Origin of the sequence: Planomicrobium sp. YIM 101495 (genome assembly GCF_009707665.1) — a bacterium.
In the GTDB taxonomy this organism is placed as follows: Bacteria; Bacillota; Bacilli; order Bacillales_A; family Planococcaceae; genus Planococcus.
This window is the reverse complement of record NZ_WLZW01000001.1, coordinates 1,423,044-1,440,674: the sequence shown is the minus strand read 5'-3', so window position 1 is coordinate 1,440,674 and position 17,631 is coordinate 1,423,044. Positions and strand designations below refer to the sequence as shown.

Below are 17,631 nucleotides of genomic sequence, written 5' to 3'. Positions count from 1 at the left end.
CTTTAAATCAACACCAAAACAGGGAGGAATTACACACATGGCTTACCAACCAAAGTCTTACAAGAAGTTTGTTGCAACTGCAGCAACGGCTACACTAGTAGCAACTGCAGTAGTACCGGCAGCATTTGCTGACGATGTATCAACTGCAGCATTTACGGACGTAGCTCCACAATACAAAGACGCTGTTGAATTCGTCGTTTCACAGAACATCGCTAAAGGTAAAACTGAAACTCGTTTCGGTATCTCTGATGCAATCATCCGTGGAGATGCTGCAATCATGGTAGCGAACGCTGCTAAATTGAACGACGAAACAGCTCCAGCTTCAGGTTTCTCTGATGTACCTACACGTGGTGCTTTGGCGATTAACTCGTTGAAAGATGCTGGCGTTACTAACGGTAAAACTCCAACTCAATTCGGTTTCAACGACAACATCACTCGTGGTGAAGCAGCAATCTTCTTCGCTAACGCTTTCAAACTTAAAGCTGATGAAGATACGACAGTAGGATTCACTGATGTTAGCGATCGTTACATGGACGCAGTTGAGAAACTCGTTGCTAACGGCGTAACAAGCGGTAAGTCTGAAACTCGTTTCGGCACTGGCGACAACATCACTCGCGGTGAATTCGCTCGCTGGTTGCATGCTCTTAAAGATGTTATTGCCCCACCAGAAGTAGATCCAGAACCGAAACCAGATCCAGAACCGGTTCTTGGACACACTCTTGAAGTGACTTTTGGTAAATCTTCACTAGTCGGTAACGGTGCAGACAACACGCAAGTAACTTTGACTGTACGCGATGAAAATGGCGCAGTTGCAACTGACGCTGACGATATCGTTCTTGAAGTAACAACTTCACACGGTACACTTGGCCAAGACCGCGTAACAGTACAAGACGGTGTTGCTAACGTGACATTGACTTCTGAGTACACAATGGCAGAGCTTACTGCAACTGTTCAAGGTAAATTGATCGAAGCAGCTGCTGATTCTGAGTGGCACGACGAAATTGGTAACCTTGTTGCATCTGGCACAATCGACTTCACTCCAGTATCTTCAGTAGTGGACGAAACAACTGTTCCTTCACTATTGACTGCTGAGTCGAACGAAGCTGACCGCGTTACTCTATACTTCGATAAAGCTGTAAATCCAGCTATGTATCTTGAGATGGAAAATGGTCGATACGTTCTGGATGCTGATGATAACGTAGTATTCCGTGGAGAAGATGGAGACATTACTGATGGGATCGCTTCACTAGATATTTATCAAAATGATGGTATTCGTGAAATTCGCGGATTGATTCCGAACCCTGAAAATCCAAACTCTTTGATTGCGATCCTTGATGTAATGGATAATGATGGCGTTAACCCAGCATTGACTCCTAACTCACGCGTTACTGTTGATTCTGCCTTCATGGATGGATTTGGAGAAGCACTAGACTTTTCTGGTAAATACTTCACATTCACTGACAGCCGCAACCCAGAACTGACTAAGGTGGAAGTTTCACCGACGGCGTTCGATGAATTAACTTTGACTTTCTCAGAGCCGATTACTTATGAGTATGCGGCAAATCCACAAATCACTGTAAATGGTCAAGAAGTTTCAGTTGAAGAAATTGAAGTTGGAGAGTTTGACCAAAACGAAGGCGATTTCCGCCATCAAATTACAGTAACTGTTGGTAACTTGCTTGCAGCTAACAGCTCTATCCAAGTATCTGGTTTAGAGGATTATGCAGGAAACGTTATGACTAGCGAATCTCAAAACTTTGAAGTTCCTGCATTCAACACTGCTCCGGCAGCTACTGTTGAAGTGGAATCTCCTGAACAAGTTCGTTTGAATTGGAACATCCCTGTTAACGGCTTTGATACTGAAGAAGTGGCTTTCCAGTACTATGTGCCTAACAACAATCCGGATGTAGATTCTGAAGGAGAATGGGTAGCTTTCCCTGCAGGTGTCGATTTTGTAGCGACTACTATCAACGATCGCGAATATGTTTACGAATTGAACCAGGACTGGACTCAATTTGTAGATGAAATGGTTGCAGAAGTAGACGAAGATGGAGTAGAAGTATCTGCTGAAGACTTCGACTACACAAACTTCCAAGTTCGCGCAGTGATTGCAACTGATGCGGTAACAAACCCATTGAATGCTCTGCTTGGCAATACACGTCAAGTCCTTGACTTGAACGCAGGTAACTCGCCATTGAACACATTCGATACTGCTAGCCCAGTAATTTCTAACGATGTATACCGTTACGATGATGCAGCCGGCAACTATGTTGGATATGTAGTTGAATTCAACGAGCCTGTTAAAGCTCCTGGTCTAGATGTGTTTGATACTCCTTCAGTTCTTCAACAAGGCGAAGGTGAAGAAGGAGACGCAGGAATTCCTGAAGTAGTTGTTGAATTCCGCGGTACTAATGCAGCAGGAAACCCTGTTGTGATTGATGGAGATATCCTTGGATACTTCCCAGACTTCGTACTTCCTGACACATCTGAAGACAATGCATTTATCGTAGATGTAGCTGCAGGCGAAACAGCACTTCAAGCTTTAGTTGACTCAGGCTATGGCACTGAGTGGGAATTGGTTGTCCGCAATGTAACTGATGATGTCGGTAACGCTGCTACAACAGTTCTTTCTGATGAATTCACAATCAACCCAACTCCAGCTGCTCCAGAAGTGTTCCAGGTATTCAGTGCTGGATATGATGGTGTAGACTTCGATGTGCCAAACGATGAAATCATCCTTGATTTCACTGCTGCTGTAAGTTTCACAGGTGGTACTGCTAACGCATTGAACCTTTCAAACTACACAGTAAACGGCGAAGAACTTCCAGAAGGTACTTCAATTGCTTTGTCTGAAGATGAAGTAAATGATGACCTAAGCATCGTGACAATCTCACTTCCAGAGGGCTACTTGAATGAAGACGGCAACAACGTCATCAACATCTCTGAAGAATTGGTTTCCCGTAACGGAGTTGAAATCTCTGGTAAACTTGAGGTTACTCAAGATGAAGCTGGAACAGTAGCTCCTTAATAAAACTAAACGAAACGTTATTCTATAAGCTTCTTCGGAAGTGAAAAGAATGGAATAGAAGCCCCTGCTCGTCAGGGGCTTTCATTCTAACTATTTGATTGAATTGGCCGGGGAAGTTCCGGTCGTTGAGAACAGTTCAACCATCATCAGCCTAATCCTCCTGCGTCCGGTGCGGATCTAACAGTCCAAAAGGGCGAAGTCAGGTAAAGTCGTACTCACAAGGTGAGGCGGGGCTCTTTAAAAAATGATTATGGCTAGGTTGACGAATCCATGTAGGCAGGACAAGGTAGTCAATTGTGCGAAGTAAGCCAGGGGCTCACTTTTGATCTACTGATTTGGAATGATCAGTGGCGCTGGGCATAATTCGAACTGTTAAACCCGGCGTTCTTGTTCCTGGATAGTGGAAGCCTAAGGTCATTAAACGAAGGGATCAATCAAATGGAACGTTTGAAGTTCTGCTGGCGGAGGCGTGTTAGCGCTTATGATGTTTGCAGGATGGCAGCGGGTTTGTAGTAGTGTCGATCGCCGGCCGTTTGGATCTGTCCAGTAATGGGCAGAGAGGAGAAAACCGGCAGGAGCGAAGAAACCCAGTCTGTAGCACTCTCTGAAACTTATTTCCCTAAAATTTGTTTCGAATGCAAGACCCTTTGAGCCCATCACATTCGTGTGATGGGCTTTTTTTGTGCTCTCTTGCGGCGATTCTCATGAATGTTTTCTCGTGGGTGGTTTTGTTGAGGAGGTTCATCTTAACGAGAGAGACTACTTTCAACTCCAATTTACCTATAAATGTAACCAATTTCAAAAAAGTAAAACGACGGTACTAGGCGATTATGAATTTTGTGTAAATTCGTTGTAAGTATATTTAAAATTCATTGACTGTGACAGATTTATTACGTACAGTTGTAGTAGGGAATAAGTAAAAAGACATGCTATTGACGGCACGCCGTATGCGATGAAAGTCGCTCGTACGGTGTAGGCCCAGGCCGAAACCCGCGACAAAAAGAGAAGAGCGGCATAAGTTGGGAATGGCGAACCAGATCCAGATCCGGAACTACCAGGTGGACCGATCGGTGAAGATGATTTCTCCGGTAATATTTTTGACGGGGATGTCACAATCGACATCGAAGATATTGCGTTGCTGGAAAATGCAACAGTAAGAGGTACGTTGACAATCACTGGCGGCACGCTTGGTGTCCCGCTGGAATTGAACAACATCACAGTCGAAGGCGATCTTGACCTTTCAGGCTTTGATGGCGATGCAGACTTGGTCGATGTGATTGTTGATGGCGAAATTATTTTCTAAGAACCATCATTCTCTCCAGTGAACGAAAGAATCGGCAATGCAGTTCTCCGCTGGAAGAACAGCTATGCATTGCCGGTTATTATTCTGTCCAATATGAGGAGGAACGAACAAGCAATGGCAAAAAATAAATTCAAGAAACCATTTAATGCCTTATTATCGGTAGGCTTGGCAGCGAGTCTTGTGTTGCCTGCGATGCCATCACCTGTTCAAGCTGCAACAGCAGCGTCAGATTTGCTGATTTCTGAGTATATTGAAGGAAGCAGTTTTAATAAAGCGATTGAGCTTTACAATGGGACTGGCAGCGCGGTTGATCTGAGCGCATATACGCTGGAACTACATAGCAACGGTGCAGATGCTGCGAACCAAAAGCTTTCACTATCTGGCACACTAGCTCCAGGGGAAACATTCGTCGCTTACCATAACGATGCTGACGATGCGATTAAAGCTGTAGGGGATTTGGCCGACTCAACGGTTATCAACTTCAACGGAGACGATCCGGTTGTCTTGCGTAAAAATGGCGAAGTGATTGACTCGATTGGACAAGTAGGCGCACGCGTTGAGAACAAAAAAGACGTAACGCTTGTACGTAACGCCAACGTTACAGCTGGTGACACGGTGATCGATGATGCATTCGATCCGGCTACAGAATGGACTACGTACCCACGTAACACATTCGACCATCTCGGTTCCCACACAATGGACGGTTCTGACCCAGGCGATCCTGATCCAGGAGACCCAGGCGATCCGGACGAGCCAGGTGACATCATCTCGATCGAAGATGCACGCAACTCTGCTCTTGGTGAAGTCGTCACGATCAAAGGTGTCGTTGCAGCGAACTTGAAAAACACGATTTCCGTACAAGATGCGACTGGCGGGATTGCAGTACGTCCGACAAGCCTTGGCTTGACTGTCGGCGAAGAAGTGACATTGACTGGGACGCTTGCGGATTTCCGCGGCTTGCTTCAGCTTGATGGCGCGACTGTTGTCGAAAAAGGTGGAAACGTCGGCGAACCTGCAGCACAAGTTGTGACTGGAGCAGAAGTTGGCGAAGAAACTGAATCAGAGCTTGTTAAAGTAGAGAACCTTGAATTGGTCAGCGTGAATGACGGTGGCGGCTGGGCGAACTTCACAGCGAACGATGGAACAGTTGAATTCCTAGTTCGTGACGAGAACAACTCCCTTGGCCTTGAAGTCGGCATGAACTACGACTCGATCACAGGAATCGTGCAGCAGTTCGAGTCTGAATATCAAGTAATCCCACGTACTGAAGCAGATATCGTAGCCGATGCTTCGATTCTTCAGCCGGTTATTGCAACACCAGGCAGCGGCACATTCGTTGGAAGCGTAGAAGTGACATTGTCGACATCGACAAGCGGAGCGGATATCCTTTACACAACGGACGGCAGCGATCCTAAAACGAACGGAACAGTTTATACTGCACCATTCACAATCTCAGCTGACACAACGCTGAAAACAGTTGCGAAAGCAGCAGATGGTACGTTCAGCGATGAAAGATCATATGACTACAAACTGACGGATAGCCTTCAGATCCATGACATCCAAGGCGCAAGCCACACTTCTTCATTCGATGGCCAGACAGTGGAAGGCATCGAAGGAGTCGTGACATACCATTACGTATTGAACGGCGCGAACTACTACCACATCCAAACACCGGATGCGCTAGCAGACAACGATCCAAAAACATCTGAAGCGATCACACTTTACAGCGGCAACAAAGCATGGCCTGTCTCTGTGGGCGATCTTGTATCCGTAACCGGACAAGTGAGCGAGTATGCGATCGATGGTTATAGCGATCGTCAAGAAACAGACTTGAAAACGACTCAGATCAACGTGCGTGACGACCGCGGCGGAAACGTCGAAATTGTTGAGCGCGGCGTAACACTTCCTGAGCCGTTTGTACTTACTGAAAGCAACATGCCGACAGCGATCGACAGCGACTACCTTGAAGTCTTCAACCCTGAGACGGACGCAATCGATTTCTGGGAAAGCCTTGAAGCAATGCGCGTTGAAGTAGGCACAGTGAAAGCAGTTGCACCACAAGAGCACGGTGACCTTGTCACAGTTCTTGAAGGGATGGAAACAGACACAATCCACGGCGGTCTGCTTCTTGAAGAAAACGACCAAAACCCAGAGCGCATCCAGTTCCGCCTTGAGCCGAACGGTGCAGCACGCGACTTTGAAGTAGCGACTGGTGATAAGTTCGAAGGCCCGATCGTCGGTGTCGTCGGATACTCATTCCAGAACTACAAGATCTTCACATCTCTTAACGAAATGAAAGCGAAGAAAGTGAAAGGCGACACAACGCCTGAAACGACTTCAATCGTTAAAGAAGACGACAAATTGACAATCGCTTCTTATAACTTGGAGAACTTCTCGAACAACACATCTTCCACATCGAATGACAAAGCACGGAAACTTGCTCGTGCATTTGCTCAAGACATGGAAAATCCGGACATCATCGGCGTGACGGAAGTACAAGATAACAACGGCCAGGATGCAGGCGGCCCGGAAGCAGCACAAAGCTACGAGCGTTTGATCAAAGCGATCAAAGATGCTGGTGGCGTCGAGTATAAATACTTGAACGTTGACCCGGTCAATAACGAAGACGGCGGCGCGCCGAACTCGAACATCCGCGTCGGATTCCTTTACAACCCTGATCGCGTGTCAGTAACAGGCGGCGAGAACCCAGGTTCTGCTACAACAGCTGTCGACTATGTTGACGGACAGTTGACGCACAACCCAGGACGCATCGACCCGAACAACTCAGCATTCAATTCAAGCCGTAAGCCACTTGCAGCACAGTTCGATTTCCAAGGGGAGAGCGTAGTTGTAATCGCGAACCACTGGAACTCTAAAGGTGGCGACACACCGACATTCGGTTCACAACAGCCACCAGTACTAGGCAGTGAGAAACAACGTAACGAAATCGCGAAGATCGTTTACGACTTTGTAGAAGACATCAAGCAGGACAATCCGGAAGCGAACATCGTTTCTGTAGGGGATTTCAACGATTTCCAATTTGCGAACCCACTGAAAATCCACGAAGGTGAATTGATGACGAACATGATCAATCACGTGGAAAAAGCGGACCGCTACACGTATCTTTACCAAGGGAACTCACAAGTATTGGATCACATCCTTGTATCCAACAACATGGTAGCAGGCACAGAAGTTGACGTTCTTCACATCAACGCAGACTTCACGGATATGGCGGGACGCGCAAGTGACCACGATCCAGTGATGGTACAAGTAGACTTGACTGCTGGTGGAGATGACGGAGACGACACAGTAACACCGATCGAGCCGGAACGTTCGTACTCATACACGAACTTGACGACGAAGAAACTTTCAATCAGTCGTCCAAGCGTTTCCATCACATTGGATGCAGCTTCTGAAATCACAGAAGGCGTCTTCTTCACTGGGAAATACGCTGAGTTCCACGGAGCAGGATTAGTTGACACGAAAGTGACGATCAACCCGAAAGAAGCTGGCGCGATCATCGATTTCAAAGGAACTGAAGTAGGACACGTCGTTATCGACGGACCGAATGTTTCTGAAATCCGCGGTGCTGAAAATGTTGAGACAATCGAATACATCAACGGCGCAGACCCAGACAAAATCAAATTTTACACGATTGATGGAGAGCCAATCGGCTCTCCATCAATCCCTTCTGATAACACCGCACCAACTGCAACAAAACCGTTCTTGAATGTAACTGCGAAACAAGGCGAAACGCTTACATATGAATTGAAGGATTACTTCAACGATGCGGACGGCGATGCTTTGACATTCACTGCAACGAAAGGAAGCATCGTTGGTTCGAAGCTATCCTTGAACCTTGAAGTCGGCACGCACATCGTCGGCGTTACAGCAACTGACGGCGAAGAGTCCGTCACATCTTCATTCTCAGTAACAGTTACACCGGAAGCTTCTGAACCCGGCGACAACCCATACTACGCTGACGCATACGGCAAAGAAGGCCAAGCATTGAAAGACGCTCTACACGAAATCATCGACGACCACAGACAGCTTTCATACAGCGAAGCACGTGATGCATTGAAAGTAACAGATGAAGACCCGAACAACCCGAACAACGTTCTCCTTCTTTACTCAGGCGAATCACGTGCGAAATCAATGTTCGGCGGGAACGTCGGCCAGTGGAACCGCGAGCACACGTGGGCGAAATCCCATGGTGACTTCGGCACAAGCAAAGGCCCAGGTACAGACATTCACCACCTGCGTCCAACTGACGTACAAGTGAACAGCTCACGCGGCAACCTCGACTTTGATAACGGCGGTTCATCCGTTCCACGCTGTGACGAGTGTAAACGCGTCAACGGCCAGTCATGGGAGCCACCGAACGCTGTCAAAGGCGACGTAGCACGCATGCTCTTCTACATGGCAGTCCGCTACGAACAAGGCGACAAAGTTGACCTGGAATTGAACGATCGCTTGAACAACGGCAAGAACCCATACCATGGCAAACTTTCTGTGCTTCTTGAGTGGCACGAGCAAGATCCTGTCGATGAATGGGAACGCAGCCGTAACGACAAGATCCAAGACTTCCAAGGCAACCGTAACCCATTCGTTGACCACCCGGAATGGGCAGCATCGATCTTTGACGCGAACTGATTTTTTTAGGAAGTAAGGAAAGCACCTGCCGCGGCAGGTGCTTTTTCCGCTTTTTTGGGTGGCTTTTGATCTTAATGAGTGGCGTGGAGTGGGCATATCGCATTTCACCTCATCGATATCGCATCTCACGCCTCGGATATCGCATCTCATTCACTTCATATCGCACTTCGCCCGCTCGATATCGCATTTCACCCTTTTTCCGAGAAAACGAAAGCGAATGCGTGACACCGGGCGTCGATTTTGACATAAGGGAAGCACCTGCCGTCGCAGGTGCTTTTTTCATCATAAGGGCTTGTGGGCTGATCAAAGTATAGTGCCCTGCGAAAGGGTGGAGTAATAACTCGAGGCGACGAAGTAATAACTCGAGCACGCGAAGTAATAACTCGCACCACTCAAGTAATAACTCACGTCCTCAAAGTAATAACTCGCCATTTCCACCCCCGCTCAGAGGCATCAAGCAGCCACCAGACATCGGTTTTCCATAAGGAAAGCACCTGCCGCAGCAGGTGCTTTTTTCATTCACAACTCTTTTATTCGCCAGAGTCCATATTCGATTCGCTCGGCCAAATTCTTCAAGACATAATAAGTGGCATTTTTATTGGGTAATTGGAGAAAAGTTTGACACTCAGAACTTCTAATCAGCGGCGAAATAAAGTCGCGCCAGTCCCGGAGCGCGCTGACGTAACCATCAAGTATCGGCATTTGGCAAGCGTGACAATAGTGCGCCCGGATGGATTGCTTCGCTGCTGACCGACCGCAGTCAGCGCAAATCACACCGGTGCGCAAATCTGACAGTGTAAATTCATAACGGGAAGAAAAGTTCTTTGGAATGAATGGTTGATGAAATGATGCGATTTTTTCAGCAGCGAACTGAAGATCTTCCGTAGCCACTAGGGGATTGGTAGTGGGGAGATTAGAGATGAAAAGTGGAAGTGCTTTAGAAAAAACAATCGGTACGTCGTCGGTGGTGCCTTTCACGATCGTCCGTGCGTACGGAAGGACAACCGCGCTGAAAATAGGTAAGGACAGGCCAGCTTTGCGAAGCAGGATGCGGACTTCCTTGACCGCACGCAGCACCTGCGAAACGGGCGAATCGAAACCTTCCTCGTCGCCCTCGCGTGTAATGCGCGTCATCTGGTAGCGGTTCCCCTGAAACTGCAGCGTCCCGGAAAAATTCTTCACCTCGAGCACCAGCACATAATGTGGCGTGAAGACGAGCGTATCGATCTGGCAAAACGTCCGACCCGATGCCACATTCAAATCACAGACGATGAAATGGGGGACGTCCCAGTTCATGTGGCGGAGCCGCTCATCGACATACTGCTCACCGCCAAAGCCGGCATTGATCGATCTTAGATGATGCTGCACCTTTTCGTATCCAGGATGGGAGCTTGGGAGCCGATTCAATAAACTGGGCAACAAATCGAGTTGCACCGGTCGCACACGTTCCTTTATGAACATCAACATACCTCCTTTTCCTCAGTATAGATTTTCACCAGTAAAAAGCAACTCAATTTTCTTCATAACGGGATTTACAAAAATGTAACAACCATATCTGTTGTAGTCACTCCTTATTTATGTTAATATTCTGATTATAGGGAAAACAGAGAGAAACAGACGGCACGCCGTATGCGATGAAAGTCGCCTGTACGGTGTAGGCCCGGAACGAAAGCTGCGACATAAAGAGACGAGCGGTATAAGACGGGAATGGCGATGGATTACCAGAGACACCAGAAGAAGCTGAAGAACGGTTCGAAGAAGAGATGGATGGATTTGCAGGTCTCGCTGAAGCATTCGGCGTTGACGTAGTGGCAGATCCAGCTGAAGACAACACGTTCACATTAGAAGGTCCACTTCCTGACCCGGAAGATGTGGGAGGCACAGGGTTCTTCGTAACATTGGCTGAGCAAGGCATTGAGAAATTATCTGTCAACGGAACGGCGTACACGATTTCTGACGGAGAAGGAAATGTCGCTGCAGGTGCTGCAGCAGCAGCAGAAGCAATGTTCATTTCACTGATGGCGAACCAAACAGTTGATATCACAGTCGACCTGCCACTCGCAGACGGCACAACTGCACCAGTCACGTACACGTTCAACCACGTAGTGTGAAATTGAAAACAGGGAAACCCGCGTGCACTCGCTGCATGCGGGTTTTTCTTTGCGCAAAAAGCAGGCTTCCTACTAAGTATGTAGAATCTTTTACTAAAGATGCATGAAATTTCAAAAGGGGGAACCCATCGTGGAGAACAAGAGACAAGTAAAAGTAGCGGTCGTCCAGGCAGGATCCGTCGTCATGGACAAAGAAAAAGGAGTCGAGAAAGCAATCGATCTACTGGAGCAAGCAGGAGTGGGCGGCGCAAAAATTGTCGTGTTCCCGGAAGCATTCATCCCTGCGTATCCGCGCGGCATGTCGTTCGGCGCCGTCGTAGGCAGCCGAAGCGACGCGGGGCGTAAAGATTTCCTCAAATACTGGAAAAATTCCATCACCGTGCCAGGACCGGAAACCGAGCAGCTCGGGAAAGCAGCTAAACGCGCAGGTGCGTACACAATCATCGGCGTCATCGAAAAGGATCAGGAATACTCGGGCGGCACATTGTATTGCACGGCATTATTCTTCGGTCCAGACGGCGAACTGCTCGGCAAACACCGGAAGCTCAAGCCGACCGGTTCCGAACGTCTGATTTGGGGAGAAGGAGACGGCAGCACGCTTCCGGTATTCGACACGCCTTACGGCAAAATCGGCGCACTCATCTGCTGGGAAAACTACATGCCGCTTGCCCGCGCCGCGCTCTACGCAAAAGGTGTGCAGATTTATGTCATGCCGACTGCCGATCACCGCGACACCTGGCATGCGACTGTGCGCCACGTCGCAGCAGAAGGCCGCTGCTTCGTCCTGTCATGCAATCAATACTCGACGAAAAGCATGTACCCGAAAGAAATTGCAGAGCGACCAGAATTCGCTGACTTTCCGGAAGAAATGACGCGCGGAGGCAGCTGCATCGTCGACCCTCTCGGAAACTACATCGTGGAACCGGTCTTCGGCGAAGAAACGATCCTATACGCCGACCTCGACCTGGATCGTATCGCCGAAAGCCATTTCGACTTCGATCCCGTCGGTCACTACGCGCGGCCGGACGTATTCAAGCTCACGGTGAATGAAGAGAAGCAGCGTGTGGTGGAGTGGGGATAAAAAAACAAAACGACCCGCTGCCGAAACGGCAGCGGGTCTTCGAAAGTTTGCGGCGCCCAGGCCACGATTCACGGTCGTGCTCCCCGAAAGGAATGCCTGGCGACTTATGCAAACGGGCTCATCGCGTTCTTTATAATAAAGCAAAATGGAGGGGAAGTCAATACTTCGGTGCCAGACACCACCCCAGCGCGAATCATCGGTTTCACACTGCCCGTCAAAGGGAAAGGAAGAACACAGAAGGTTTATGGAAAGAAGGGGAAGAGCGTGAAGGAACGACACGTTTACATGGACTGGCTAAGGGCGCTAGCCATCATCGTCGTCGTGGGAGTACATACGGCGTCCAAAATACTGAACAACTCAACACCTGATGAATGGGTGTGGCATTATGCGAATGCCATCGACTCGGCGCTGCGCTGGTGCGTGCCGGTCTTTTTCATGTTGAGCGGGGCGCTGCTTTTGACAAGGCGGAAAGGGGAATCGACGCCGCTGTTCCTGAAGAAACGCGTGTCGAAAGTGCTGATTCCGCTCCTCTTTTGGAGCGCAATCTACTTAGGCTACAACAAGTGGGAGCTTGAAGAATCATATACCATCAAAGAAATGTTCATCCTGTTCTTGACTGACGATATTTACTACCATTTGTGGTTCCTGTACGTCATTCTCGGCCTGTACTTGATGGCACCGTTCCTGAAAATCCTGGTCGATCACATGTCGAAGGCGACGTTCCAGATCTTTCTCGGATTTTGGGTCGTGTTCTCGGTCCTGATGCCGCTCGTTCCGAAGTTCCTGGAGTTCGAGCCGGCGTTCTCAGCAGGCCTATTCGAACCGTATATCGGCTATTTCCTGCTTGGTGCGTATCTCGTTCTTTATCCAATCCCGAAAAAATGGCTACCGGCTCTCGGAATCCTTGCGGTGGCGGGATATATCACAACCGTCTGGGGCACAGCGGCCCTCACGGAAGCGCGTGGTGAGCTGGATGAGTTCTTTTATGAACATTATCGTCCGAATAATGTCTTAATCACTTTATTTCTGTTTGCGGGCTTTCAGGCACTCGAACCGAAGCTTCGGCCGAACCCGATCATCACGCGGATCAGCATGGCGACACTTGGCATATACGTTCTGCATCCGCTCGTCCAAACCTACTTGAATAAATGGTTCGGAATTAATGAAACCATGTTCAATCCACTGCTTGCGGTCCCGATCGTCTGGATCTTGATATTTATCCTAAGTTTAGGCATTGTGACAGGGCTTCAGCGAATTCCTTATGCTAATAAAGTAATACCGTGAGCAATCGGAGCGCGCGATTGCTTTTCTTTTCGTGTTGAATAATTATTCAAACTGATTCAGTTCAAAAATGAGCTAATACTCCCTTAGATTGGAATTAATTAGTAAAATGAACAACTCATGACCTATAAGTTTTCCTGAAAGATAAGCGAAAATGTAAAAGAACCTCCAAAATTTATGATTAAGTATGCAGATTCATTTGTAAATTAATTTTAATGTAGGATATGTTATTTTAATAAATGATTCAAAAGTAAAAATATTCTTTCGCGATTCGTAACGTTTGTGATATGATTCATTTGTCGGGCAATTCTGATTTGCACGAACAAAATTGTTAAAGGGGAAATGAGCATTGAAGAACAAGTCAATCAAGTTCTTAAGCAGCATAGCAGCGCTCATCATGGTTCTCTCTCTATTGTCGCCTTTCCAAGTAGCGGCTAACGGAGCGGAAAACACATTCAAGGCAGCACAAGACGCTGCAAATGTGGAGCTGAAAACAGCTGTTGCGGAACAAATGAACCTTGCAGAAGGTCAGCCTAAGCTTCACGAAGAGCTGAAAAATCTTAAAGGCGAGAAAGAAGTAGACGTAATCGTCCACCTTTCTGAATACTCACCAAGTCTATTGAAAGGTCTTGCTGAATCGCACGGCAAAGCATTCAACAAAGCACAAGAAACGAAAGCTTTGAAAGCGATCAACACTCAGCAAAACTTTGTTAAGAAAGAACTTACGAAAAAAGGAATCAAATTCAACGAAACTTTCGCTTACAACACAGTCTTAAACGGCTTCGCTGGTACGTTGAAAGCAAAAGACGTTGAGAAACTTCTTGAAGTCGAAGGCGTTACTTTAGTTGAGCCGAACACAGAAGTTCATGCAGCTGAAGTACCGAAGAAATCTTTGAAAAACAAAACGCTTACTCCGGTGAAAGAAGAAGTTACATATTCTCCGGCGATGAACACAAGCAATGACTTCCTTGGAATCGATCAGCTTTGGAACGCTGGCCTTGAAGGCCAAGGCGTGAAAGTGGCGGTTCTTGACACAGGAATCGATGCTGACCACCCGGAATTTGAAGGCATCTACAAAGGCGGGAAGAACTTCGTACCGCACGATTCAAAATACAGCAGAGACCGCGATGAAGACGATGCTTCTGAAACATTGCCATCAGAACGCGCTGCAGGAACTCCTGAATTCAACGCGAACGGAAGCTCGTTCTATACTTCCCACGGTACGCACGTAGCGGGTACGATTGCTGCAATCGGTGCGAACGAATTCGGAATCAAAGGGATCGCTCCTAAAGTCGATCTTTACGCTTACCGCGTGCTTGGTGCATACGGAAGTGGTTCAACTGCAGGCATCATCGCTGCAATTGAAGAAGCAGTAACTCAAGAAATGGATGTTATCAACTTGTCACTAGGTGGCGGAGCGAACTCTGAAACTGATGCAGGTTCATTCGCGATCAACAACGCAGCGATGGCTGGAGTTGTTGCAGCACTTGCAACAGGTAACTCAGGCCCGAACCGTGGCACAATGGGTACACCAGCTACAGCACGCCTTGGCATCGCTGTAGGGAACACGACAAACCCTGAAGCGATGTACTCTGCAATTGTCAACGTTGCAGCAGGCGACTACGAATTTTCTAAAAACGTTGCATTGATGGGTACAACTTTCGGTGCAAACCTTGAAACACAACTTGAAGGCGACTTCGATCTAGTTGCAGTTCCGGGAGTCGGAACACCTGCTGACTACAACGGCCTTGATGTTGAAGGCAAATTCGTTCTTGTATCACGTGGCGAAATTGCATTCGTCGACAAAATTGCAGCGGCTAAAGATGCTGGCGCTGTTGGTCTATTGGTCCACAACAACGTGGGAACTGGCCCGGCTGTAGTATCTCTAGGCGATGCATTCGAATTCCTTCCGACGTTTGACATGGCAACTGAAGACGGCGCAGCAGTCCGCGCAGCTCTTGCAGATGCAGCAGGAACAGTATCATTCGAAAACGTTACATCTTCAATGACTACTGGTGACGACGTGAACGATTCAAGCTCACGCGGACCATCTACACCGAACTTCGATATCAAACCAGATGTATCTGCACCTGGTACGAACATCATGTCAACAATCCCGATGTACAAAGCGGACTTCCCTGATGCGGTTTACGACGAAGCTTATTCTCGTAAAACAGGTACATCAATGGCAACTCCACACATTGCTGGTGTTGCAGCACTCGTAATTCAGGCAAACCCTGAGTGGGATGCATTTGACGTGAAAGTCGCGCTTTCCAACACAGCGGAAATCTTGGACACTGAGAAGTATGACGTATTTGCACAAGGTGCTGGACGCGTGAACGCTTACGCAGCAGCATTCCCAGAAGTTCTTGCTTACGCACAGGACACTGCAATCCTTGACCAAAGCGGCGAAATCGTCGACAACGTCAAAGGGACAATCACTTTCGGACCACAAGACATCACTACTGGAGACGTTTCTGTCTCTAAAGAAGTAATCGTTACAGACATGGCTGGCAACGGCGGTGACTACAGCGTAGAAGTACTGACAACTTCTGCTTATGAAGGCGCAGAAGTCGTAGTCGATCAATCATCTGTTGCACTTGATGCAAACGGTGAAGTCGTATTGACTGTCACGTTGAACGCTGATCAAAATGCAGCAGCTAAAACTGGAGATGAAATCTTAGGTTATGTAGTCATCGCTGATGGCGACACTGAAATTTCTCTTCCATTCGCAGCTGATTTCGGTGGTGCAGCAACAGCTGAAATTACAGACATGGCGATTGACAAAACAGATCTATCATTCGATGGAGACGGCTTCAACGACTCGGCAAGACTTACATTCACTTTGACTGGTGATGTAGGAACAAACTACATCGAGTTGTGGGATATCATGAATCCTGAAGGCGGCGAGTTCGGAGACGGTTATATCGGTTATGTGCATTTTGGTCAAAGCTTGGCTGCAGGCAGCTACTCACTGAACCTGACTGGTCAATACCAGCCATGGGGCGGCGGTGCTGCATCGACGATTCCTGATGGTCTATACACAATTGACTTCACAGGATCGACGGACTCTGGTTATATCGGTGACTACGTCGGACCGGTTGTTGTGAAAACAACGGACCCTGTCATCGACGGAGCAGTTGAAGGTGACACAGTTTCCGGACAAGTAACAGACAAGTATATCGAGTACAACGAAGAATTGTACTTGTACGGCCTTGACTATGACTTGAACGACAAATTGTCAGCTTCATACGTTGCAACTGAAGGCGAAACAGCAGGCGAAGCGGTAGAATTCGACTTGAACCAGGATGGATCATTCGAGTTTGACGTAACGGCTGAAACAACTTCTGTAACAGTTACAGTAGTTGACGCTGCAGGCAACTCTGCAGAACAGGTTGTATTCGAAAGAGAAGTGGCGCAGCCGGAAGTAACGTTGACGGCAGCACCAGGTGACTTGGCATTGACTGCTGGTGAAACAGCTGATTTGACAGTTACTGAAACGACTGTATTCCCAGACGGCGAAACAGTCGAGCAAGACGTTACAGCTGACGCAACGTACACAGTCGCAGATTCTTCTGTAACCACTGTTGAAAACGGTGTTGTCACTGCAATCGCAGAAGGTACGACAACAATCACGATCGCTTATGGCGGTAACGAAACAACAGTCAGCGTAACAGTCGAAGCTGCTCCGGTTATTGAGGAAGGCTTGTTCGTAGACAAAGAAGAATTGGAATTGCGCCTATTGAAACGCGACAAAGTAACAGTAACACTTCGTGAAGTTGCCGAAGACGGAACTGTTGTAGAGTCTAATGTTACAAGCAAAGTGAAATATTCTTCTGCTGATCCACGTATCGTTTCAATCATGAACGGTACATTCATCGGTAAGAAACGTGGCACGACAACTGTCACAATCTCTTACGAAGGATACGAAACTACGATTGAAGTAACAGTTCGATAAGCGAAAGCTTGAAAGCCCGCCCTCCGGAGTGATCCGGGGGGCGGGCTTTTTGTGTTCGAATCAAACTGGAAAACCGCAAAATGCGATATGAATGGTGCGAAGTGCGATATCTGGGACACGAAAAGCGATATGAACGGGGTAAGATGCGATATCCTGCTTGTGGAGTGCGATATCACTGCTGCGCAGCACAACAATTAGCAAAGCCGACTTCCAGAT

Annotated in this window: 9 protein-coding genes; 8 read left to right on the top strand and 1 reads right to left on the bottom strand. The window is 47.8% G+C overall.

The genetic code is table 11. The features are described from left to right. The first annotated feature begins 37 nt into the window (after nucleotides 1-37). The 4 genes from GIW82_RS06995 (at nucleotide 38) to GIW82_RS06985 (ending at nucleotide 8,984) form a co-directional block, all read left to right on the top strand. Nucleotides 38-3,028 carry an S-layer homology domain-containing protein gene (locus tag GIW82_RS06995; RefSeq protein WP_195913973.1) on the top strand — a complete coding sequence of 997 codons (2,991 nt, stop codon included), beginning with the start codon at nucleotides 38-40 and terminating at the stop codon, nucleotides 3,026-3,028. A 1,025-nt stretch (nucleotides 3,029-4,053) separates the two neighbouring features. After that, on the top strand, nucleotides 4,054-4,185 hold the full coding sequence (locus tag GIW82_RS14975) for a hypothetical protein (protein WP_255475133.1): 132 nt from the start codon (nucleotides 4,054-4,056) through the stop codon (nucleotides 4,183-4,185). After that, on the top strand, nucleotides 4,164-4,331 hold the full coding sequence (locus tag GIW82_RS06990; protein WP_154749130.1) for a hypothetical protein: 168 nt from the start codon (nucleotides 4,164-4,166) through the stop codon (nucleotides 4,329-4,331). The genes GIW82_RS14975 and GIW82_RS06990 overlap by 22 nt, the downstream gene beginning before the upstream one ends. 114 nt (nucleotides 4,332-4,445) lie before the next feature. Further along, the gene (locus GIW82_RS06985) at nucleotides 4,446-8,984 is read left to right on the top strand and encodes an endonuclease (RefSeq protein ID WP_154749129.1); all 4,539 of its coding nucleotides are present in this window, start codon (nucleotides 4,446-4,448) and stop codon (nucleotides 8,982-8,984) included. A 519-nt stretch (nucleotides 8,985-9,503) separates the two neighbouring features. On the opposite strand, the gene GIW82_RS06980 is transcribed toward GIW82_RS06985, so the two are convergent. Continuing rightward, a complete protein-coding gene (locus GIW82_RS06980) occupies nucleotides 9,504-10,445 on the bottom strand; it encodes a nuclease-related domain-containing protein (RefSeq protein WP_195913972.1) in 942 nt (313 codons plus the stop codon). A gap of 302 nt (nucleotides 10,446-10,747) precedes the next feature. On the opposite strand from GIW82_RS06980, the gene GIW82_RS06975 reads away from it, so the two are divergent. From GIW82_RS06975 to GIW82_RS06960, 4 genes are all read left to right on the top strand, one after another. Next, nucleotides 10,748-11,095, top strand: a complete 348-nt coding sequence (locus GIW82_RS06975) for a hypothetical protein (RefSeq protein ID WP_154749127.1) — start codon at nucleotides 10,748-10,750, stop codon at nucleotides 11,093-11,095. Between the two features lie 103 nt (nucleotides 11,096-11,198). After that, complete coding sequence (locus tag GIW82_RS06970; protein WP_154749126.1) at nucleotides 11,199-12,176, top strand: carbon-nitrogen hydrolase family protein; 978 nt, start codon at nucleotides 11,199-11,201, stop codon at nucleotides 12,174-12,176. 285 nt (nucleotides 12,177-12,461) lie between these two features. Further along, the gene (locus GIW82_RS06965; protein WP_154749641.1) at nucleotides 12,462-13,460 is read left to right on the top strand and encodes an acyltransferase; all 999 of its coding nucleotides are present in this window, start codon (nucleotides 12,462-12,464) and stop codon (nucleotides 13,458-13,460) included. A 346-nt stretch (nucleotides 13,461-13,806) separates the two neighbouring features. After that, entirely contained in the window at nucleotides 13,807-17,415 is a 3,609-nt protein-coding gene (locus tag GIW82_RS06960) for a S8 family serine peptidase (RefSeq protein WP_370456117.1), read from the top strand. Nucleotides 17,416-17,631: the final 216 nt, after the last annotated feature.

Excerpts from the sequence above, each read along its gene's own strand:
- GIW82_RS06995 (WP_195913973.1), top strand. The coding sequence starts at position 38 with ATGGCTTACCAACCAAAGTCTTACAAGAAGTTTGTTGCAACTGCAGCA.
- GIW82_RS14975 (WP_255475133.1), top strand. The coding sequence starts at position 4,054 with ATGGCGAACCAGATCCAGATCCGGAACTACCAGGTGGACCGATCGGTG.
- GIW82_RS06985 (WP_154749129.1), top strand. The coding sequence starts at position 4,446 with ATGGCAAAAAATAAATTCAAGAAACCATTTAATGCCTTATTATCGGTA.
- GIW82_RS06980 (WP_195913972.1), bottom strand. The coding sequence starts at position 10,445 with ATGTTCATAAAGGAACGTGTGCGACCGGTGCAACTCGATTTGTTGCCC.
- GIW82_RS06975 (WP_154749127.1), top strand. The coding sequence starts at position 10,748 with ATGGATGGATTTGCAGGTCTCGCTGAAGCATTCGGCGTTGACGTAGTG.
- GIW82_RS06970 (WP_154749126.1), top strand. The coding sequence starts at position 11,199 with ATGAAATTTCAAAAGGGGGAACCCATCGTGGAGAACAAGAGACAAGTA.
- GIW82_RS06965 (WP_154749641.1), top strand. The coding sequence starts at position 12,462 with ATGGACTGGCTAAGGGCGCTAGCCATCATCGTCGTCGTGGGAGTACAT.